19 protein-coding genes and 1 pseudogene are annotated in these 20,517 nt (G+C 66.3%); 12 read left to right on the top strand and 8 right to left on the bottom strand.

The annotated features are described in order from the left end of the window. Window positions 1-96 precede the first annotated feature (96 nt). Together D3H54_RS10175 and D3H54_RS10170 are read right to left on the bottom strand one after the other, a co-directional pair. Window positions 97-945 (bottom strand): PfkB family carbohydrate kinase, encoded by an 849-nt coding sequence (locus D3H54_RS10175; protein WP_286199198.1) that lies wholly within the window; start codon window positions 943-945, stop codon window positions 97-99. Window positions 946-1,045: 100 nt separating this feature from the next. After that, complete coding sequence (locus D3H54_RS10170; RefSeq protein WP_149378930.1) at window positions 1,046-2,050, bottom strand: LacI family DNA-binding transcriptional regulator; 1,005 nt, start codon at window positions 2,048-2,050, stop codon at window positions 1,046-1,048. 82 nt (window positions 2,051-2,132) lie between these two features. Here D3H54_RS10170 and D3H54_RS10165 point away from each other — a divergent pair, with 82 nt between their 5' ends. From D3H54_RS10165 to D3H54_RS10140, 6 genes are all read left to right on the top strand, one after another. Beyond that, on the top strand, window positions 2,133-3,293 hold the full coding sequence (locus D3H54_RS10165) for a phytanoyl-CoA dioxygenase family protein (protein WP_149378929.1): 1,161 nt from the start codon (window positions 2,133-2,135) through the stop codon (window positions 3,291-3,293). Next, window positions 3,290-4,294, top strand: coding sequence for a Gfo/Idh/MocA family protein (locus D3H54_RS10160; RefSeq protein WP_149378928.1), 1,005 nt, complete (start codon window positions 3,290-3,292; stop codon window positions 4,292-4,294). Before D3H54_RS10165 ends, D3H54_RS10160 begins: the two co-directional genes overlap by 4 nt. Next, window positions 4,291-5,163, top strand: coding sequence for a sugar phosphate isomerase/epimerase family protein (locus tag D3H54_RS10155; RefSeq protein WP_149378927.1), 873 nt, complete (start codon window positions 4,291-4,293; stop codon window positions 5,161-5,163). The genes D3H54_RS10160 and D3H54_RS10155 overlap by 4 nt, the downstream gene beginning before the upstream one ends. Further along, window positions 5,160-6,137 carry a Gfo/Idh/MocA family protein gene (locus D3H54_RS10150; RefSeq protein WP_149378926.1) on the top strand — a complete coding sequence of 326 codons (978 nt, stop codon included), beginning with the start codon at window positions 5,160-5,162 and terminating at the stop codon, window positions 6,135-6,137. Before D3H54_RS10155 ends, D3H54_RS10150 begins: the two co-directional genes overlap by 4 nt. Before the next feature lie 41 nt (window positions 6,138-6,178). Next, the gene (locus D3H54_RS10145) at window positions 6,179-6,685 is read left to right on the top strand and encodes a nitroreductase family deazaflavin-dependent oxidoreductase (protein WP_210419667.1); all 507 of its coding nucleotides are present in this window, start codon (window positions 6,179-6,181) and stop codon (window positions 6,683-6,685) included. Between the two features lie 109 nt (window positions 6,686-6,794). Further along, a complete protein-coding gene (locus tag D3H54_RS10140) occupies window positions 6,795-7,781 on the top strand; it encodes an IS481 family transposase (RefSeq protein ID WP_149378248.1) in 987 nt (328 codons plus the stop codon). A gap of 1 nt (window position 7,782) precedes the next feature. Here the strand turns inward: D3H54_RS10140 and D3H54_RS10135 are convergent, their stop codons facing one another. From D3H54_RS10135 to D3H54_RS10125, 3 genes are read right to left on the bottom strand one after another with little or no spacing between them, the layout of a single operon-like run. Continuing rightward, window positions 7,783-8,586 (bottom strand): ATP-binding cassette domain-containing protein, encoded by an 804-nt coding sequence (locus tag D3H54_RS10135; RefSeq protein ID WP_432246582.1) that lies wholly within the window; start codon window positions 8,584-8,586, stop codon window positions 7,783-7,785. Between the two features lie 17 nt (window positions 8,587-8,603). Then, window positions 8,604-9,659 carry an ABC transporter permease gene (locus D3H54_RS10130; protein WP_149378923.1) on the bottom strand — a complete coding sequence of 352 codons (1,056 nt, stop codon included), beginning with the start codon at window positions 9,657-9,659 and terminating at the stop codon, window positions 8,604-8,606. Then, a complete protein-coding gene (locus tag D3H54_RS10125) occupies window positions 9,659-10,645 on the bottom strand; it encodes a substrate-binding domain-containing protein (protein ID WP_149378922.1) in 987 nt (328 codons plus the stop codon). The genes D3H54_RS10130 and D3H54_RS10125 overlap by 1 nt, the downstream gene beginning before the upstream one ends. Before the next feature lie 132 nt (window positions 10,646-10,777). Between D3H54_RS10125 and D3H54_RS10120 the strand changes: the two genes are divergently transcribed. Beyond that, the gene (locus D3H54_RS10120) at window positions 10,778-11,551 is read left to right on the top strand and encodes a TIM barrel protein (RefSeq protein WP_210419666.1); all 774 of its coding nucleotides are present in this window, start codon (window positions 10,778-10,780) and stop codon (window positions 11,549-11,551) included. A gap of 11 nt (window positions 11,552-11,562) precedes the next feature. On the opposite strand, the gene D3H54_RS10115 is transcribed toward D3H54_RS10120, so the two are convergent. From D3H54_RS10115 to D3H54_RS10105, 3 genes are all read right to left on the bottom strand, one after another. Next, the gene (locus tag D3H54_RS10115) at window positions 11,563-12,318 is read right to left on the bottom strand and encodes a dihydrofolate reductase family protein (RefSeq protein WP_149378921.1); all 756 of its coding nucleotides are present in this window, start codon (window positions 12,316-12,318) and stop codon (window positions 11,563-11,565) included. Further along, window positions 12,315-13,730, bottom strand: coding sequence for a DHA2 family efflux MFS transporter permease subunit (locus D3H54_RS10110; protein ID WP_286199197.1), 1,416 nt, complete (start codon window positions 13,728-13,730; stop codon window positions 12,315-12,317). The genes D3H54_RS10115 and D3H54_RS10110 overlap by 4 nt, the downstream gene beginning before the upstream one ends. Before the next feature lie 232 nt (window positions 13,731-13,962). After that, the gene (locus D3H54_RS10105; RefSeq protein ID WP_286199196.1) at window positions 13,963-14,745 is read right to left on the bottom strand and encodes a GntR family transcriptional regulator; all 783 of its coding nucleotides are present in this window, start codon (window positions 14,743-14,745) and stop codon (window positions 13,963-13,965) included. A 103-nt stretch (window positions 14,746-14,848) separates the two neighbouring features. Here D3H54_RS10105 and iolC point away from each other — a divergent pair, with 103 nt between their 5' ends. The 5 genes and pseudogenes from iolC (at window position 14,849) to D3H54_RS10080 (ending at window position 20,517) form a co-directional block, all read left to right on the top strand. Continuing rightward, complete coding sequence (gene iolC / locus D3H54_RS10100) at window positions 14,849-15,850, top strand: 5-dehydro-2-deoxygluconokinase (RefSeq protein WP_149378920.1); 1,002 nt, start codon at window positions 14,849-14,851, stop codon at window positions 15,848-15,850. Continuing rightward, window positions 15,843-16,721, top strand: a complete 879-nt coding sequence (locus D3H54_RS10095; protein WP_149378919.1) for a Cgl0159 family (beta/alpha)8-fold protein — start codon at window positions 15,843-15,845, stop codon at window positions 16,719-16,721. Before iolC ends, D3H54_RS10095 begins: the two co-directional genes overlap by 8 nt. Window positions 16,722-16,727: 6 nt before the next feature. Beyond that, window positions 16,728-17,634 (top strand): annotated as a pseudogene (gene iolB, locus D3H54_RS10090) (5-deoxy-glucuronate isomerase). A gap of 2 nt (window positions 17,635-17,636) precedes the next feature. Next, window positions 17,637-19,586, top strand: a complete 1,950-nt coding sequence (iolD, locus tag D3H54_RS10085; RefSeq protein ID WP_149378918.1) for a 3D-(3,5/4)-trihydroxycyclohexane-1,2-dione acylhydrolase (decyclizing) — start codon at window positions 17,637-17,639, stop codon at window positions 19,584-19,586. Window positions 19,587-19,599: 13 nt separating this feature from the next. Further along, a complete protein-coding gene (locus D3H54_RS10080; RefSeq protein WP_149378917.1) occupies window positions 19,600-20,517 on the top strand; it encodes a sugar phosphate isomerase/epimerase family protein in 918 nt (305 codons plus the stop codon).

Raw genomic sequence — 20,517 nt, 5'->3', positions numbered from 1 at the left:
CGTACATGATCGACGGCGGAGTGAGACAAAAGTGTGTCGTTCGTCACTGCCTGAGAACGACGTTCTCTAAGAGAAGTTACTACTCGCCGGTAGCTCTCAGTTACGGCGCGCCCCGAGGCGTTTCTCGAGTTCGCCGGCGACGAGTTCACTCGCCGCCGCGGCCGCGGCGCGCGGGTCGGCCCCGGCTGCCCGATTTGCCACATAACAGGTGGTGAACATGTCCCCGGCGCCGGTGGTCTGCACGCCGTCGACCCGCCACGCGGCCGGGACCCGAACCTTCGTGTCACCGGTATAGATGTCACAGCCCTCGGACCCGTAGGTCACCAGGATTTCGGGCACGCCGAGGCGGGCCGCGGTCGATTCGTCGAAGGGGCCGTCGGCGACGATGACGGCCTCGTCCTCGGCCAGCTTCAGGATGCTGAGGTGATCGAGCAGCTCGGGCGGGTAGTGACCATCCACCACCAGCGGCCCGAGCTGGTCGGCACGGACAAGTCCCTGCCCGTCGTAGGCGACCCGGTGGCCGCGCTGAGCCAGCAGAGCCAGCGTCTCGGCGGGGAAGTCGGTCCGCAGCAGCGGAGCGAGGTGTACCCACGTCGTGTCGGGGTCCGCCGACTCCACCTCGGCCGCACTCCACACCGGGCCGATAGCCTCTACCGACATCCGGCGGTGATCGACGTCCTCATAGTCCAGCCGGAACGCGCTTGTGCACGCGGCGGGCAGGATCCGGATCAGCGATCCGAACCTCTCGAGCAGCGGCTCGTACAGCGAGTGGTCCTCGTCGGCGGCCAGCGCGACGATCCCACCCGGCCCGCCTGCGGCCGCTATGGCGACACCGGAGAACGACGCGCACCCGCCGGGTGTCTTCGGGCCGCCGTTGATCACGTCGACGGCCAGGTTGCCCAGCACGGTCACGCCGGCGGCGAGCTCAGCGCGGTGTCGTGACACGGGCGGTCTCCTTGGGTGCTTCGTCAGTTGGGCGCCATCCATCGACGCCGTCGGCGCGGAATGCTAGTCGCGGTTTCTTCGAATCGACGACTCGCCGAGTTCAGGCAGGCAGGTTGTACGGGGTGATCACCTGGATCGGGACGGGGCGTGCGGGCTCGCCGGGCAACGCCCGGTGCTGCTGCAGGATCAGCCGCATCGCGAGCCGGGCGTCGGCACGCAGATCGTTGTGCAGTACCGCCGAGATGCGGCCCTCCCGCAGCAGCCGCCGGTTGTCCGCGTCGAGGTCATGAGCGATGAAAACTCTGCAGACTCGTCGCAGCTTGTCGAACGCCGCCACCGTCGCGGTGTTGCCACCGCCGACGGAGTAGACGGCGGCGACGTCGGGGTGGCGCTCGAGTGCGTCGACCACCAGACGTTCGATGGTCGCGTCGATACCGTCGCTGTCACCGACCTCGACGATGCCGCGGCCGGATCTGCGCAGCGCGGTCCGGAAGCCGACCTCACGCTCGGCCTCGCCTCGGAACACTGTGCGGCTCAACGTGATCAGTACGTCTGCCGGCGTGTCACCCAGCCACTGATCCATCAGATAAGCCGCGGTGGTCCCGGCTCCGTGGTTATCGATGCCGACGTACGCGCAGCGCGCACTGGCCGGGATGTCGGTCGTGTAGGTCACCACCGGGACGCCGGTGGCCACCAGACGGTCGACAGCCTCGGCCACCTCGGGTTCGTCCTGCGCCTTCAGCACAATGCCGTGGCTGCCCTTGATCCGGGCGAGTGTGTCCACCATCTGATCTGTCGACCCGGACTCCCACAGGTGAAACCGCGCGCGCAGCATCGCGGGTGCGAATGCGGGCAGTTCGGCTTCGACCGCGGAGCGGAAGGCGTCGGAGAACCGCTGCGGTGTCTGCATCACCACGTCGAGCAGGAAGCGACGACCGTTGAGCCGCAATTGGGATCGCTGTTTCTCCAGATCCTCGATTGCATGCAGCACCTCGGCGCGGGTGGCCGCCCGGACACCGGGTCGGTCGTTGAGCACCCGGTCGACGGTGGCTTCGGACAGTCCGGACTGTTGGGCGATCTCGCGGACTTTGAAGCGGTGCGCCATGTTTCGCACCCTATCGCCCTGATGGGTTTTTGATGGATTTCTGGTGTTGATTGCGGCCTGAGTCACAGCAAGACTTTTCGTCATGGCCGATGTGCGGGCGGAAACTCAACCGTGGTTGACGGCGCGGGCTTACCAACTCGGCGAGTTGGTAAGCCTGACCGAGCGGGAGACCGATCTCTCGGCGTACCCGCATGCCGCCGAGGTCCGGCAGAACGTCCTCGTGTACTCCGCCGCGGAGATGACCCGCGCCGACCGGCGGGCCCTGCAGGCCGAACTCATCACCGCGCTGGCCGAAGGTCCCGGCGTCGTCGTGTTCAGCGGCGCCTTCTCGGCCGCGGTCGTCGACGCCGCCAGCGCGGCGTTCACGGCCCTGATCGCCGATCAGCGCCGCACCGGCGGCGTGGCCGGAGACCACTTCGGTGCCGCGGGCGCCAACGACCGGGTGTGGAACGCCGCCCAGAAGCTGGCACTGCACTCCCCCGAGGCCTATGCCGACTACTACGCCAACGACCTGCTGGCCCTGGTCTGCCAGGCTTGGCTCGGGCCGCGATACCAGCTCACCTCTCAGGTCAACGTCGTGAATCCCGGTGGTGCGGCACAGGTTCCGCACCGCGACTACCATCTCGGATTCATCGCGCCCGGCCAGCTCACCGACTATCCGGCGCATGTACACCGGCTGTCGCCGATGCTGACGCTGCAGGGAGCAGTCGCCCACACCGCGATGCCGCGCGAGAGCGGGCCGACCATGCTGCTGCCCTACTCGCAGCTGTTCGAGGGCGGATATGTGGCATTCAATTCACCGGAGTTCATCGACTACTTCGCCGCCCATCATGTGCAGATCCCGCTGAGCAAGGGCGATGCGGTGTTCTTCAATCCGGCGCTCTATCACGGGGCGGGCGCCAACACCTCAGTCGCGGTCCGTCGGATGGCCAACCTGTTGCAGATCTCGTCGCCGTTCGGCAGGGCCATGGAAGCCCTGGACCGCACCGCGATGGTGCGTGCGGTGTACCCGGCGCTGCGCGCGATGAAGGCCGCGGGCCGACCGGCCGCGGAGCTGCTGAACACCGTGGTGGCCACCGCGGAGGGTTACCCCTTCCCCACCAACCTCGACCTCGACCAGCCGATCGGAAGTCTCGCGCCGCCAAGCCAAGTCGACGTCGTGCTCGCCGCACTGGCCGACGATCTGTCCCCCGAAGCCCTCGACGTCGCGTTGCGCGACCAGAACGAACGGAGAATCCCATGACCACCCTCGGCGTGATCGGCCTCGGCCGAATCGGGGCCTTCCACACCGACACATTGAGCCAACTCGACGGGATCGACGGCCTCGTCGTCACCGACGAGCGTCCCGATGTCGTCGCTCAGGTGGCGACGAAATACGGTGTGCGATCCGTTGATTCGGTCGACGCGCTGCTGTCGTCGGGTATCGACGGGGTTGTGGTCGCCGCCGCCACCCCGGCGCACGCCGAACTGACGCTGGCTGCCGCCGAACGCGGGCTGCCGACGTTCTGCGAGAAACCGGTGGCCTCCACCGCAGCCGAGAGCGCCAGGGTCGCCGAGGCCATCATGCGGGCCGGCGTTCCGGTGCAGATCGGCTATCAGCGGCGCTTCGACACCGCATTCGCAGCCGCCAAGGCCGCGGTGGACCGCGGTGCGCTGGGCACGGTGCACACCGTCCGCAGCACCACGATGGATCCGGCTCCCCCGCCAATGGACTACATCGCCGGTTCGGGCGGCATCTTCCGCGATTGCGCGGTCCACGATTTCGACACCGTTCGCTGGATCACCGGCCAGGAAGCCGTTGAGGTCTACGCCACCGGCACCGCGCAAGGCGACCCGCTGTTCGCCGAATACGGTGACGTCGACACGGCGGCCGTGGTGGTCCGGTTCGACGGAGGCGCGCTCGGCGTCATCTCCAACGCCCGGTACAACGGCCGCGGCTATGACTGCCGGCTGGAGGTGCACGGGTTCAACGACACCGTCGTCGCCGGCTGGGATCAGGGTGTACCGGTACGGAATGCCGATCCCCACAACGACTTTCCGACCGGACAGCCGCACCACTTCTTCATGGACCGCTTCACCGAGGCGTTCCGCACCGAATTGAGCGGCTTCGTCGACGTCGTCAAGGGCGCACCGGTGCGCGGTGCCACCGTGGCCGACGCCGTCGAGGTCGCCTGGATCGCCGAAGCCGCCACCGAATCGCTGCGCCGCGGCGCACCGGTCCGCATCGAGGAGGTCCGCCAGTGAAGATCGCCGGAGCCCCCATCTCCTGGGGTGTGTGCGAAGTGCCCGGCTGGGGTTATCAACTCGATCCCGAGCGGGTGCTGTCCGAAATGGGACGCGCCGGACTGTCGGCCACCGAGCTCGGCCCGGAAGGTTTCCTGCCCGCCGACCCCGGCGAGTTGACCGCGCTGCTGGGCCGTCACGGCCTGAGCTGTGTCGGCAGCTTCGCACCAGTGGTGCTGCACGACGCTGACCACGATCCGGTTCCCGATGTCGCCGGCGTGCTGGAATCCATTGTGGCGTGCGGTGCTTCGATGCTGGTGCTCGCCGCCGCCACCGGTACCGACGGGTATGACTCCCGGCCCGATCTGGACGACGAACAGTGGTCGACGTTGCTCGCCAACCTCGACCGGCTGGCCGCCGCCGCCGCCGAGCGCGGTGTCACCGCCGTGCTGCACCCGCACGTCGGCACGATGGTCGAGAAGGGCGACGAGGTGGCCCGGGTACTGGCCGGGTCGTCGATCTCGCTGTGCCTGGACACCGGGCACCTGTTGATCGGTGGCACCGACCCGCTGCGGCTGGCCCGCACGGTGCCGGGGCGCATTGCGCACACCCACCTCAAGGACGTCGACGCGGCGCTGGCCGCCCGCGTGCAGTCCGGCGAGCTGACCTACACCGACGCGGTGTCCCAGGGCATGTACACCCCGCTGGGCACCGGCGACGTCGATATCGCGGGCATCGTTGCCGCATTGCGGGACAACGGGTTCGACGGCTGGTTCGTCCTGGAACAGGACACCATCCTCGACGGCGAGCCGCAGGGCCAGGGCCCCCTGCGGGACGTACTGGCCAGCGTTGCCTACCTCCAGCGGATCTCTGGCGGCGTGCCGGCGTGAGCCTGCGCATCGGCGTGCTCGGCGCATCCCGGATCGCCGAGAACGCGATCGTCGGGCCGGCCCGCGATCTCGGCCACCGGCTCGTGGTGGTGGCCGCCCGAGATCCGGAGCGCGCCCGCCAGTTCGCCGACACGTACGGGGTGGAGCGCGTCGCCGACAGCTACGCCGACGTGATCGAAGACGCGGAAGTCGACGTGGTCTACAACCCGTTGGCCAACGGGCTGCACGCCCCGTGGAACCTGGCGGCGGTCAAGGCCGGCAAACCAGTGCTGACCGAGAAGCCGTTCGCGCGCAACCACATCGAGGCACAGGAAGTCGCCGACGCCGCCACCGTTGCCGGGGTGAGCATGATGGAAGGCTTCCATTATCTGTTCCATCCCGTGACTCAGCGGATGTTCGAGCTGGCAGCCGACGGTGAGCTCGGCGAGATTCGGCACGTGGAGGTCCGGATGGCGATGCCGGCGCCGGCGCCCGACGACCCGCGCTGGTCGCTGGATCTGGCCGGCGGGGCGCTGATGGACCTCGGCTGCTACGGCCTGCACATCATGCGCCAGCTCGGCGGCCGCGGCCTGGGCCGTCCGGCGATCACCGCCGCCCACGCCTCCCAACGCAGCCCGGGCGTCGACGAATGGTGCGACGTCGAACTGCGCTTCCCGTCCGGAGCCACCGGCTGCAGTGCCAACACCATGGTGGCCGAGGCCTTTTCGTTCACCCTCAAGGTCGTCGGCACCAAGGGAGATGCGCTGGCGCACGACTTCATCAAGCCGCACACCGATGATCGGATCACCATCCGCACGGCGGCCGGAACGCGGGTGGAGCACCTGGGTACCCGCGCGTCCTACACCTACCAACTCGAGGCGTTCGCCGCCCACGTCCTGGATCGCGTACCGCTGCCGATCGGCGTCGGCGATGCCGTGCAGAACATGCATTACGTAGATGCGGCCTACCGCGCGGCGGGCATGTCACCACGCTGAACGGGTTCTGCGCCGGCCCGCCATCGGGCACGATGGCACGTATGCCGCAACGCTTTCCTGACGGTCACTGGGGCCGAGAAGACATCTCGCCGCTGTTCAAGCCGGTACTCGCCTTTGCCTCGACGGCAGTGGGTTCGCGTGTCATCAGGGCACTCGTGCCCTTTGATCGTCGCGTGCTGCGGGCGACCAAGGGCAAATACACCTTGTTCGGCCCCACCTCGATGCCCGAACTGCTGTTGACCACGACCGGCCGCAAGTCCGGTCAGCCGCGGTTGTCGGCGTTGAGCTACCTGCGCGACGGCGAGCGCCTGCTGGTTCTCGGCAGCAACTTCGGCCAGCAGCATCACCCGGCCTGGAGCCTGAACCTGCTGGCCAACCCGGAGGCCACCGTCGCCATCAACGGCATCGAGGTCCCTGTGACGGCCACCTTGGTGACCGGACCCGAGCGCGACGCCGGCCTCGCGCGCTTCCTGGCCTACCCGATGTATCAGGCCTACCGCACCCGGACCGACCGGGAGCTGCGGCTGTTCGCGCTGACGCCGCGCTAGGTGTACTGACCACGGACGTTAAGTACGGCGTGGCGTAGTGACATGACGAAGACCTCCGAGTGAAGTGCGAGCTGCTTAAGGAACGCACCAACTCACTCCGGAGGTCTTCATGGTCCACCGTAATGCCCCCTTGTCCGAAACCGGTCGTCTGCGGCTGGCACGTTGCGTTGTCGAGGATGGCTGGACGCTGCGACGGGCGGCCGAGCGGTTCCAGGTTGCGGTCACTACCGCTGCGCGCTGGGCCCGCCGCTACCGCGAACTAGGCGAAGCCGGCATGGCCGACCGCAGCTCACGCCCACATCACAGCCCTAATCAAACCCCCACACGCACCGAGCGGCGCATCATTAAAGTCCGAGTACTTCGACGTTGGGGACCGGCTCGCATTGCTTATCTGCTGGGACTGAATGTCTCGACTGTCCACAACGTGTTGAGGCGCTACGGCCTAGCCAAGCTGCGGTGGCTGGACCGGCCCACCGGGCGAGTTATCCGGCGGATGGAGTCAGCCAGCCCCGGCGACCTGGTGCATGTCGATGTCAAGAAGGTAGGCAAGATCCCGGCTGGCGGCGGATGGCGCATGTTGGGCCGCAGCGCAGGAAATCATCACTCCCGCAAGGACAGAAGCATAGGAACTGGCAGCGACCGTTCCGGGCGGCGTGGTTATCACTTCTTGCACACCGCCATCGACGCTCACTCCCGGCTGGCCTACTCCGAACTGCTAATCGACGAACGCAAAGACACAGCTGCTGACTTCTGGCAAAGGGCTAACGAATGGTTCAACGCATGCGGCTTCACCGTACGGAAAGTGTTGACAGACAACGGCTCCTGTTACCGATCCCACTCATTCCGAGATGCACTCGGGCAGATCGAACATCGTCGAACCAAACCCTATCGACCCCAGACGAACGGCAAGGTGGAGCGATTCCACCGAACCCTTGCCGATGAATGGGCATATGCGCGGCTCTACACCAGCGACGCCGAACGGTGCGCGGAGTTCCCTCGCTGGCTGCATACCTACAATCACCATCGCGGCCACACCGCACTCGGCGGCCAACCACCCGCCACCCGCGTACCTAACCTCTCAGGTCAGTACAGCTAGGTCAGCGGCCCAGCTCGTGGGACAGCGCCTCGAGCTCGTCGCCACCGGCCATCTGCTGGGTCAGGTGCTCCAGGGTGATCTCGTCGTAGCTGCAGTCGAGCTTCTGGCGGCCGCGGTTGAGCAGCACGAAATGATCGCCGACCATGTGCGCGTGGTGCGGGTTGTGGGTGATGAACACGACGCCGAAGCCGGCCTCTTTGGCGGCGGTGATGTACTTGAGCACCACCCCGGATTGCTTGACGCCGAGCGCGGCGGTCGGCTCGTCGAGGATCAGCACCCGCGCCCCGAAGAACACCGCCCGGGCGATCGCGACACACTGGCGCTGCCCACCGGACAGCGAACCGATCGGCACGTCGACGTCGGGCAGCTCGATACCCATCTTCGCCAACTCGGTCAACGTGGTGGCCCGCATCGCGTTGGCGTCCAGCGACCATGGGAAGGACTTCTTACGAATTTCCTGACCCAGGAAGAAGTTTCGCCACACCGGCATCAACGGAACGACGGCGAGGTTCTGGTACACCGTGGCGATGCCCTTGCCGAGTGCGTCGGCGGGCGAGGTGAACTTCGTCGGTTCGCCGTCGACCAGCAGCTCACCGTCGGTCGGCTGATGCAATCCGGCGATGATCTTGATGAGCGTCGACTTGCCCGCGCCGTTGTCGCCGAGGATGCCGGTCACCTCACCGGCATGCACTCGCAGCGAGATGTCTTTGAGCGCGGTGATGTTGCCGTAGGTCTTGCCGACGTTCTTCATCTCGACGAGTGGCACTTTGCCGCCGGACGGGGCTTCTTCGGTGGGTCGATCCATGGTCGCAGTCACTTCTCTCACCTCTTGGCGGCGTAATTACGGAAGGCGTTGTTGGCGATCACTGCGAACAGCAGCATCGCGCCGAGGAAAAACTTGAACCAGTCGGGGTTCCAGCCCGCGTAGACGATGCCCTGATTCGTCATGCCGAAGATGAACGCACCGATGGCGGCTCCGACGGCGGTGCCGTAACCACCGGTCAGCAGGCAGCCACCGATCACCGCGGCGATGATGTAGAAGAACTCGTTGCCGATGCCCTGCCCGGACTGCACCGTGTTGAACGCGAAAAGCAGGTGCATGCCCACGAACCAGGCGCAGAAGCCGACGAACATGAACAACCCGATCTTGACCTTGGTCACCGGAACACCCACTGCGCGAGCGCTTTCGGCGTCACCGCCGACGGCGAAGATCCAGTTGCCGATCTTGGTCTTGAACAACACCCAGGTGGCGACGGCGGTGAACACCAGCCACCACACCACGGTGATGCGGATGCTCACGCCGAACAGGGTGAACGACGACGCGAACACCTTCTGTGCCGAGTCCCAGCCCTGCATGTCGTTCACGCTCTGCGTGGCGACCTGTCCGGCAAGGAGTTTGGTGACGGCGAGGTTGATACCGGCGAGCATGAAGAAGGTGCTCAGTGTGATGAGGAAGGACGGGATCTTGGTCTTCATCACCAGGAAGCCGTTCAAGAACCCGACACCCAGCGCCAGGATCAGCGCGAGACCGGCACCCGCCCACAGGTTGAGGTGCAGGTTGTAGGACAGCATCGATGCCGCCAGCGAGCTGAACGTCACCGCGACGCCCGTCGACAGGTCGAACTCGCCGCCGATCATCAGTACAGCGACGCCGCAGGCCATGATCCCGATGGTCGAGCTGGCATAGAGGACGGTGGCCAGTGACGAGGCCTGCCGGAACGGGTCGGCCACGATGAGGAAGAAGACGAAGATCCCGATGGCGCCGATGCCCGCGCCCATCTCGGGCCGAATCAGCAGTCGCTGCAGCCGGTTCCGTTCCTTGACCCGTTCGTCGTGAACGACCTTGTGCGTCGGCGCAACGTCAGACTGAGTGCTCATCAGCGCTTTCCGTTCTTGGCGTATTCGGCGACTGCGTCGATGTTCGACTTGTCGATGAACGACGGGCCGGTCAGCGTCGGCTGGTTTCCGCCGATCACGTTGCCGTTGCTGAGATAGAGCCACAGCGAATCGACCGCGAGGTATCCCTGCAGGAACGGCTGCTGGTCAACGGCCCATTGCACGCTTCCGTTCTTGATGGCGTCGACCAGTGCGGCGTTGGTGTCGAAGGTGGCGACCTTGGCCTTGCTGCCCGCATTCGCCACCGATTGGACGGCGGTCAGCGCGAAGGGGGCCCCGAGCGTCAGAATCGTGTCGATCCCCGCATCCTGTTGAAGCTTGGCGGTGATCGTTGATTCCACCGACGGCATGTCTTTACCGTTGACGTTGAGAACTTCCGTGGCCGGGAACGTGTTCTTCACGCCGGCGCAGCGGGCCTCGAGGTCGACGTGACCTTGTTCCTGGATGACGCAGACGACCTTCTTGGCGCCGTCTGACTGCAAGCGCTTACCGGCTTCCTGACCGGCGATGTAGCCGTCCTGTCCGAAGTACTCCTTGACGCCCATCGCCTGCCAGGCGTCCAGGCCGGCGTTGAACGCGACCACGGGGATGCCCTTGGAGCCGGCGCTTTGCACGGCAGCCTTCATCGCGTCAGGTTTGGCCAGCGTCACAGCAATACCCTTGACGCCACTGTCGATCGCGCTCTGGACGAGGTTCGCCTGGTTCGGCGCTTCGGGATCGCTGGAGTAGCGAAGCTCGATGTTGTCCTTCTTGGCTGCGGTCTCGGCGCCCTTGCGGACCAAGTCCCAGAACGAGTCGCCGGGCGCCTCATGGGTGATCATCGCGATGGTCATGCGTGGCGTGTCGACGGTGCCGCCGCCCGAACCGCTGCCGTTGTCCCGCGGTTTGCCTCCGGTCGCGGAGCAGGCAGCCAGACCGATCACCAGCGCGCTCACGCCTGCCACGGCCGCCAGCCGATTGAACTTCATTCCGACTCCTTGTCTCCATCGCGGTCTTCGTCGCCCACGACACGCCCTTGCCTCGATGTAATACGGCTCACAGCAGAAAGTCAATACTTTGTTAGGACATTCGGACTGCAGGTCAAATGCTAGGGTGCCGGGGTGAGTGACTTTGACCTGGCGGTATGCGCCGAGATGGTGTTTACCGACCTGCCGATCGTCGAGCGGGTGCGCCGCATCCACGATCTCGGCTTCGCGGTGGAGATCTGGAGTTGGCACGACAAGGACCTCACGGCACTTGCCGCAACCGGCGCGCGGTTCTCGTCGATGACCGGGTACCTGCACGGCGACCTGATCGACCCGGCCCGCGCCGACGAGGTGGTGCAGACCGCCGAGCTGAGCATCAAAGCCGCTGAGACGCTGGGCGTGCCGCGGTTGAACCTGCATACCGCAGAACTCGTCGACGGTCAGGCCGCCCGGCCACGGCAGCGGGCCCGCGGGCAGATGTGGCTGACCGCGCAGCGCACGCTGGAGCGGATCGGTGACCTCGGCGGCGCCGCGGGCGTGACGTTCTGTGTGGAGAACCTGAACACGATCGTCGATCACCCCGGTGTCCCCCTGGCCCGCGCCAAGGACACTCTCGCACTGGTCGAGGGAGTCGGCCACCCGAACGTCAAGATGATGCTCGACCTCTACCACGCCCAGATCGGCGAGGGGAATCTTGTTGAACTGGTCCGCCGGTGCGGCTCCGCGATCGGCGAGATCCAAGTGGCCGACGTACCCGGCCGATGCGAGCCGGGCACCGGCGAGATCCACTACCCCGCGATTGCAACGGCACTGCGCGACATGGGTTATCGCGGCACGATCGGCCTGGAGGCGTGGGCAGCCGGTGACAGTGCGGAGGCGCTGGCGGCGTTCCGCGCCGCCTTCTCCTGACCGCGCGATCCTCAGTAGCGCGCCCATCGGACGATGACGGTCCCGTCGCCGCCGACCAGGATGCCGCGGCGCGCCATGTTGATCTCGACGTGGTGATCGGCCGCGGCAATGCGACGGGCCGGGCCCGCTACCAGCTTGGGGCTGGTGGTCAGACACAGCTCGTCGATCTCGTTGTCCGACACCAATTGTGAGAACAGTGTGGGGCCGCCTTCGACGAGCACCCGGTGCAACCCCAGTGCGCCGAGCCCGTGCCGGATCGCCGCCGAATCCACTCGGCCGCTCCCGAGCACGATGACATGCGCGTGGGACTCCTCGAGCTGACGCCGGACTGCCTCGTCGGCGCCGGATGACACGAAGACCACCGGCGGCGACGCCGCGTTACTGAGCACCGCGGGCGGGACCACGCCGCGACTGGACACCACGGCGACCGGCAAGGTGGCCGCCAATCCCCTCGACAGCCGCCACGCCTGCGCGTCCGGCTCGAGCTGAAGGTTCTCGTAGGGTTTGGATTTCGCCGTCGTCGCACCCACCAGCACCACGTCGGCGACGTCACGCAACCGGCAGAACACCCGGCGATCGGTCGGCGTGCCCAGCCTTCGCCCGGAGCCCTCGAGAGTCACCGCCCCGTCGATGCTCGCGATGAAGTTCGCCCGGAACAGCGGATGCCGGAGCCCGTCGGGGTATGCGAGGAGGTCGCGTAAGGCATCGTCGGTCAGCGAATCTGCCTCGTGCAGTGTCGAATGTGGTGCGCCGGCAAGGGCGGTCATAGCGGCACGCTCACATCGCGGCGCACCGGCACTCCCGCGCCGGCCACGGGGTGGCGTTCGGCGAAGAACAGTGCGGTCACTGCGCCCACCGCTGCGGCGAACGCGGGCAACAACATCGACCAGGACATGGCGCCGGCAAGCGAAGCATCTGAATTCGCGCCGACCAGCAGGCTCGCCGTCAGTGCGGCGACGCTGGCACTCGACAGCGCAGCCCCGAGGTGCCGTGCGGTGTTGCACAGCGCTGATCCGGCTCCGGCCAACTCGTCCGGCAGCGCGCGGGATGCGATGACAGCCAGCGGTTCCCAGGTGAACGCACTGGCGGCACCCACCGTCGCCAGCGGCAACACCAGCTGCCACACCGGGGTGGTCGGCGTCATCTCCGATGCCAGCCACAACAAGGCGATCGCCAGCAGTGCGAAACCGAAGATCACGACCGGACGCGGATGAACGCGGTCGACGAGCTTTCCGACCACCGGCGCGAAGACCACGGTCGCGACTGCCATCGGCGCGGTGAGCAGCGCGGCGTGAACCGGCGAAAGTCGGTAGCCCTCTTCGAGAAAGATCATCAGCGGGACAATGAAAGCGACGAACGCAAAGCTGACCAGAGCGATTCCGGCATTGGACAGGATGAAGTCGCGGTGACGAACCAGCCGCAGCGGAATCAGGGGTTCGCTCGGGTGAACGGCCTGCCACCCGATGAAGAGGGCGAGCAATGCCAGTCCGCCGACGATCATCGCGCCGATCCACGGAGACCAACTGTCGCGCTGGCCTTGCTGAAGACCGAACACGATGAAGCCGATACCGGTGCCGGACAGCAGCACGCCGAGGACGTCCATGTGTAGACGCCGGCCGGGCAGCTCCGGAACCAGCCACGCCGCCAGCACGAGCCCGAGGATCCCGATCGGGGCGTTGACGAAAAAGATCCACCGCCAGCCAAGCTGATCGAGCAGCACACCGCCGAGAATGGGACCACCGAACAGGCCCACCCCCGTGGTGACACCCCAGACGCTCATCGCCATCCCGCGCCGGTCGGACGGGAACATCCGGGTGATCACCGTGAAGATCTGCGGCGCCAGCAGTGCGGCGCCGGCGCCCTGAGCGACGCGGGCGGCGGTCAGCATTCCCACCGATGCGGCAAGGCCGCACCACACCGACGACGCACTGAAGATCGCCATCCCGACCAGGTAGACACGCTTGGGCCCGAATCGATCTCCGAGCCGTCCGCCGATCAGCAGGAGTGCCGCGAACGCCAGTAGATAACCGCTCGTCACCCACAGCACCGAGCCGTAGTCGGCGCCGAAGTCGGCCTTGAGCACGGGGTTGGCCACCGCGACTACCGTCGAGTCGACCACGATCAGAAACAGGCCGACCATCAGCGCCCATAGTGCGCGGAACGAGTGGCTCTCTGTCACTGTCCCTCCGCCGTTTTCGACGCAGCCGGAAAGCCAAATTGTCACACGCGTCGAGCGGGTTAGCCGATCAAATCAAAATTCTTGAAATCTCAAGGCGGCGAGTAGATTTCAGATCTGATCTTGAAGAGCGACCGTCACAAAGTTTGCCGCGTTCACGATAACGCTGCGAATGTATGTGGTTCGAGGCATGGGAGCCGGCGAGCAGATATTCGCCGAATTCACCAAAGGCGCGTCAGCGGTCGACGAGCGTGGTGTCGAAGTAGTACCGGGCAGCGCGATAGCAATGCGTACCGAATTCGACGGCGCGACCGGAATCGTCGAACGCCGTGCGGTCCATGGTCAGCAGCGGCGCACCTGGTTTCTCGTCGAGCAGCCGGGCTTCACTTCGACTGGCCGCCCTCGCACCGATGCGCTGACTGGCCAATCGGATATGCACCCCACGGCCGCGCAGGGCTTGGTACAGCCCGCTGCGTTCCAGTTCCTCGGCATCCGGGGCGATCTCGGCAGGAAGGTAGTTGGTCATCAGGGCAAGCGGCTCGCCGTTGGCGCAGCGGAGACGTTTGATGCAGGCGACCTCGCGTCCCTCGGCAAGGCTCAGTTCGCGCGCGACGTCCTCACTGGGCGGGCCGACGTGGTACTCCAGCAGCTGGGTGGTGGGCTCCTGTCCGGCCCGGGACAGGTCGTCGAACAGGCTCGTGAGTTCGACGCGGCGGTGAACCGGGTTCTGGACGACCTGGGTTCCGACGCCGCGCTTGCGAACCAGAAGGCCCTTGTCGACGAGTTCCTGAATGGCGCGGCGCGTGGTGGGTCGCGACAGTGTCAACCGCTTGGCCAATGCGAGTTCATTTTCGAAGCGGTCCCCAGGCGCGAGTTCGCCACTACGGATTGCCGCCTCGATGGCCTGGGAGAGCTGGTAGTACAGAGGAACGGGGCTTGACCTGTCCAGTTCGACCGCCAACGGCACATCGACTCCGATCTCGAACTCGAAAACCCAACAGTAGCTGCACTCTAGCATCGATTGAGATAAAGATAGAATGTCAGGACAAAGTATTGACACGGCGCTGTGACGCGGGGCACCCTCGTACACAAGTCCCCAACGAGCCCTGAAGAGAGCTGACGTGACCACTGACGCACCGTTCGACGTACTCGCCATCGGGCGCAGTGGCGTCGACATCTATCCGCTGCAGATCGGCGTCGGTCTCGAACGCGTGGAATCCTTCGGCAAGTTCCTCGGCGGCAGCGCAGCCAACGTCTCGGTGGCAGCCGCGCGACTGGGCAACCGCACCGCGCTGATCTCCGGAGCGGGCGCAGATCCGTTCGGCCGATTCGTCCGTGACGAGTTGAGCCGCCTCGGCGTGGACAACCGCTACGTCACCGTCGACCCGCACCACCCGACGCCGGTGACCTTCTGCGAGATCTTCCCGCCTGACGACTTCCCGCTGTACTTCTACCGCAAGCCGTCGGCGCCCGATCTGCAGATCACCGCCGCCGACATCGATCTCGACGCTGTCCGCAGTGCCCGGTTGTACTGGTCGACGGTGACAGGTCTTTCCGAAGAGCCCAGCCGCGGTGCGCATTTCGCGGCCTGGGAGGCACGTGGGGCGAGCGAAGCGACGGGGAATAGGCACAGCCGCAAGCCGTTGACCGTTCTGGACCTCGACTACCGGCCGATGTTCTGGGACTCCCCCGCCGCCGCCACCGCGCAGGTTCAGCGCGCACTGGCCCACGTCACCGTCGCTGTCGGGAACCGCGAAGAGTGTGAGATCGCCGTCGGGGAAACCAACCCGCACAAGGCAGCCGACGCACTACTCGACCTCGGCGTCCAGTTGGCGATCGTCAAGCAGGGGCCGCGCGGGGTGTTGGGCAAGACCCGCAGCGCCTCGGTGACGGTGCCCCCGGTGGACGTCGACGTTGTCAACGGACTCGGGGCCGGCGACAGCTTCGGTGGCAGCCTGTGCCACGGCCTGCTGCACGGCTGGACGCTGGAGAAGACGCTGCGCTACGCCAACGCCGCCGGTGCGATCGTCGCCTCCCGGCTGGAATGCTCGACGGCGATGCCGACCGCCGACGAGGTGGCCGAGCTTGCCGACCAGACGGCGGTGGGGGCTGTCAATGTCTAGCGCCTGCAAGGACTACGCGGACATCACCGATCTGCGCGCGGCTGACCCGGCCGCGATCGCGCGGGCATGGCAGGAGCGCACCACCCGGCCCGTCGTGCGCGGCAACGGACGGCTGATGATCGTCGCCGCCGACCACCCGGCCCGCGGCGCGCTGGCCGTCGGCGCACGGCCCACCGCGATGAACAGCCGCACCGACCTGCTCGACCGGCTGCGCGCCGCGCTGGCCGACCCCGGCGTCGACGGCGTGCTGGCCACCTCCGACATCCTGGACGACCTGCTTCTGCTCGGCGCACTCGAGGACAAAGTCGTCTTCTCCTCGATGAATCGCGGCGGGCTGGCCGGCGCCTGTTTCGAGCTCGACGACCGGATGACGGCGGCCACCGCCGCGTCGACTGCCGCGGCGAAGATGAACGGCGGAAAGATGTTGTGCCGCATCGATCTCGACGATCCGGGCACGGTCGCCACCCTGGCTTCGTGCGCCCGGGCCGTGGACGAACTGGCCGCGCACGGCTTGATCGCGATGCTCGAGCCGTTCCTGTCCAGCCGGGTCGACGGCAAGGTCCGCAACGATCTGAGCCCGGACGCGGTGATCAAGTCCATCCACATCAGCCAGGGGCTGGGATCGACGTCGGCGTACACCTGGATGAAACTGCCGGTCGTCGATGACATGGAACGGGTGATGGACTCCACGACATTGCCGACGCTGCTTCTGGGCGGCGACCCCGCCGATCCCGACGAGGCGTTCGCCAGTTGGGAGAAGGCATTGTCGCTGCCGGCGGTGCGGGGTTTGATAGTGGGCCGCACCCTGCTGTATCCGGCCGACGACGACGTGAGCTCCGCGGTCGCGACCGCGGTGGCGATGGTGAGGTGACACAGGATGAACAGCAAGTACTACATTCCGGCTCGCAGCGCCGAGTTGCCGTTCGTCGTCGACGTGACGCCCGAGTCCGCGGGATGGGCTGAGTCCTCGTTGCAGGTGGTGGAACTGGACGACACCCAGAGTATTGAACTCACCACCGGCAGCACCGAGGTGATGATCCTGCCGCTGGTCGGGGCAGCACGAGTGATGATCCTGCGCTGGTCGGGGCGGCAGGATCGAATGCGCCGAGGTCACGTATGAGTTGTCGCCGCGGGCTTCGGTTTTCGATGGGCCGGCCGACATGGTCTACCTCGGTATCGACCAGACCTACACGCTGACCGGCGAAGGCCGCTTCGCGATCTGCGGTGCCCGCGCCGCCCGGTCGTTCCCGAACCGCCGGGTCGCGGCGGCCGATGTGGCCGTCGAGCTGCGCGGTGCCGGCAACTGCAGCCGCCAGGTGCACAACTTCGGCACCGCAACGACATTCGAGGCCGACTCGCTGATCGCCTGCGAGGTCATCACCCCCGGCGGCAACTGGTCAAGCTACCCTGCGCACAAGCACGAGGAGAACACCGACGTCGAGACGCAGCTCGAGGAGATCTACTACTTCGAGATCGCCGACAGCTCCGCCGGCACTCCCGGCTTCGGCTATCACCGCGTCTACGGCACACCGCAGCGCCCGATCGAGGTGCTCGAAGAGGTCCGCTCGGGCGACGTCGTGCTGGTCCCGCACGGCTATCACGGTCCGTCGATCGCCGCACCCGGCCACCACATGTACTACCTGAACGTGATGGCCGGCTCCGGCCCGAACCGGGCTTGGCTGATCTGTGACGACCCGAACCACACCTGGTTGCGCGGCAGCTGGGAACACCAGGAGATCGATCCCCGGCTGCCGATGGGCAGCCCCTCCGGGCAAGGAGTCTGACCGTGGTATCCACCGCGCCGAAGGCGGGCGACAAGCTGGCCGACACCGAATCCACGGTCCGACTCACCGTGGCACAGGCCACCATTCGGTTCCTCGCCAACCAGTACGTCGAGCGCGACGGGGTGCGCCGTAAGTTCTTCGCCGGGTGCCTGGGCATCTTCGGGCATGGCAACGTAGCCGGCCTGGGTCAGGCGCTGCTGCAGGACGAAATCGAGGCGGTCGAAGCAGGCCGGCAGCCTGGCCTGAAGTACGTGCTGGGCCGCAACGAACAGGCCATGGTGCACACCGCGGTCGCGTACGCGCGGCAGAAGGACCGGCTGGAGGCCTGGGCCGTCACCGCCAGCGTCGGACCGGGCTCGACCAACATGCTGACCGGTGCCGCGTTGGCGACCATCAACCGGCTGCCGGTGCTGCTGCTGCCGGCCGACACCTTCGCGACCCGGGTCAGTTCGCCCGTGCTGCAGGAGCTCGAACTGCCGTCCTCCGGCGATGTCACGGTCAACGATGCGTTCAAACCGTTGTCCCGCTACTTCGATCGGGTGTGGCGACCCGAGCAGCTGCCCGCCGCACTGCTGGGTGCCATGCGCGTGCTGACCGACCCGGTCGAAACCGGAGCAGCCACCGTGTCGATCCCCCAGGATGTGCAGGCACAGGCACACGACTGGCCGGAATCGCTGTTCGCCGAACGCACATGGCACATCGCCCGCCCTTTGCCGGAACATGCGGTGATCACCCGCGCCGCCGAGATCATCGCCGCCGCAGCCAAGCCGCTGATCATCGCCGGGGGCGGTGTGCACTACTCGGAAGCCGAAGACGCCCTGGCCGCGTTCTGCGACCAGACCGGAATCCCGGTCTCCGAAAGCCAAGCCGGCAAGGGGTCACTGCGTTTCGATCATCCGCAATCGGTCGGAGCTGTCGGCTCGACGGGAACGACCGCGGCGAACGCACTGGCCGCGCAGGCTGATGTGATCATCGGGATCGGCACCCGCTACAGCGATTTCACCTCGGCATCGCGCACCGCGTTCAACAACCCCGATGTCCGATTCGTCAACATCAATGTCGCCTCGCTGGATTCGGTGAAACAGGGCGGCGTCAGTGTGGTGTCGGATGCGCGGGAAGCCCTCGAAGCGCTGGGTTCCGCACTCAAGGGCTACACCGTCAGTGCCGAATACCGCTCCCGGGTAACCGAACTGGCCGCCGAGTGGGAGGACACCGTGTCGTCGGCGTACACCTGCGAAGACGGTGCTCCGCTCAACCAGAATCAGGTCATCGGCCTGGTCAACACACTGTCAGATCCCCGTGACGTGGTGGTGTGCGCGGCCGGGTCGATGCCCGGGGACTTGCACAAGCTCTGGCGCACCCGCGACCGCAAGGGCTATCACGTCGAATACGGCTACTCGTGCATGGGTTACGAGATCGCGGGCGGTATCGGCGTGCGGATGGCTGACGACGACCGCGACGTGTTCATCATGGTCGGCGACGGCTCCTACCTGATGATGGCAACCGAGCTGGTGACCGCCGTCCAGGAGGGCATCAAGGTCATCCCGGTCCTGGTGCAGAATCACGGATTCGCCTCCATCGGTGGGCTTTCGGAATCGCTGGGTTCGCAGCGGTTCGGTACCGCCTACCGGTACCGGGGCGACGACGGCCGGCTCGACGGCGACACGCTGCCGGTCGACCTGGCCGCCAATGCCGCCAGCCTGGGCGCCGACGTCATCAAGGTCGGCACCGCCGCGGAGTTCACCGACGCGGTCAAGGTCGCCAAGGCAAGTGAGCGCACCACCGTCATTCATGTGGAGACTGACCCGTTGATCTATGCGCCCGACAGCCAGAGCTGGTGGGACGTGCCGGTCAGCGAGGTCTCCAGCCTGGAGTCCACCCAGACGGCCTATCAGCGGTATGCGGATTGGAAGAAAGTCCAACGCCCCCTTGTCAACCCCTCAGATCGCTAGAAGGACTTCACCCGTGAGCACTATTCTCGTCGGGTCGGCACCGGACTCGTGGGGCGTGTGGTTCCCTGACGATCCGCAACAAACCCCTTACACCCGCTTCCTCGACGAGGTCGCGGCATCCGGCTATCAGTGGATCGAGCTGGGCCCGTTCGGCTACCTGCCGACCGATCCCACGCAGCTCTCCGATGAGCTGGCGGCCCGCAACCTGAAGTTGTCTGCGGGCACGGTGTTCGAGCACCTGCACCAAGACGGAGCTCCTGCGGCTGAAAATTGGGACTCAGTGTGGAAGCAGATCGAGGACGTCGCGAAACTGACTGCCGCCGTGGGCGGTAAGCATGTCGTGGTGATTCCCGAGATGTGGCGCGACCCATCGTCCGGCGCGGTGCTCGAAGACCGCACGCTGACCCCTGAGCAGTGGCGCAGGAAGACCCAGGGCATGAACGAACTGGGCAAGGCGATGTTCGAGCAGTACGGGGTTCGGGCGCAGTATCACCCCCACGCCGACAGTCACGTCGACACCGAAGAGAACGTCTACCGCTTTCTCGACGGCACCGACGGCGAGTTCGTGAACCTGTGTCTGGACACCGGTCACATCTCCTACTGCGGCGGCGACAACATCGCGATCATCCGCCGCGCACCCGAGCGCATCGGTTACCTGCACCTCAAGCAGGTCGATCCAGAAGTGCGGGCCAAGGTCGAAGCCGAGGACCTGCCGTTCGGTGAGGCCGTCAAGCTCGGCGCGATGACCGAGCCGCCGCGCGGAATCCCGGACATGCCACCGCTTCTCGCCGAGATCGAGAAGCTCGGCATCGACGTGTTCGCGATCGTCGAGCAAGACATGTATCCGTGCGACGTCGACGCTCCGCTGCCCATCGCCACACGCACCCGCGCCTATCTCGGGTCCTGCGGGGTCCCGTCCGTCCGGTTCTAG

Source organism: Mycobacterium sp. ELW1 (assembly GCF_008329905.1).
GTDB lineage: Bacteria > Actinomycetota > Actinomycetes > Mycobacteriales > Mycobacteriaceae > Mycobacterium.
Note: the sequence above shows the minus strand (reverse complement) of the source record. Positions and strands in the feature narration are given on the sequence as shown.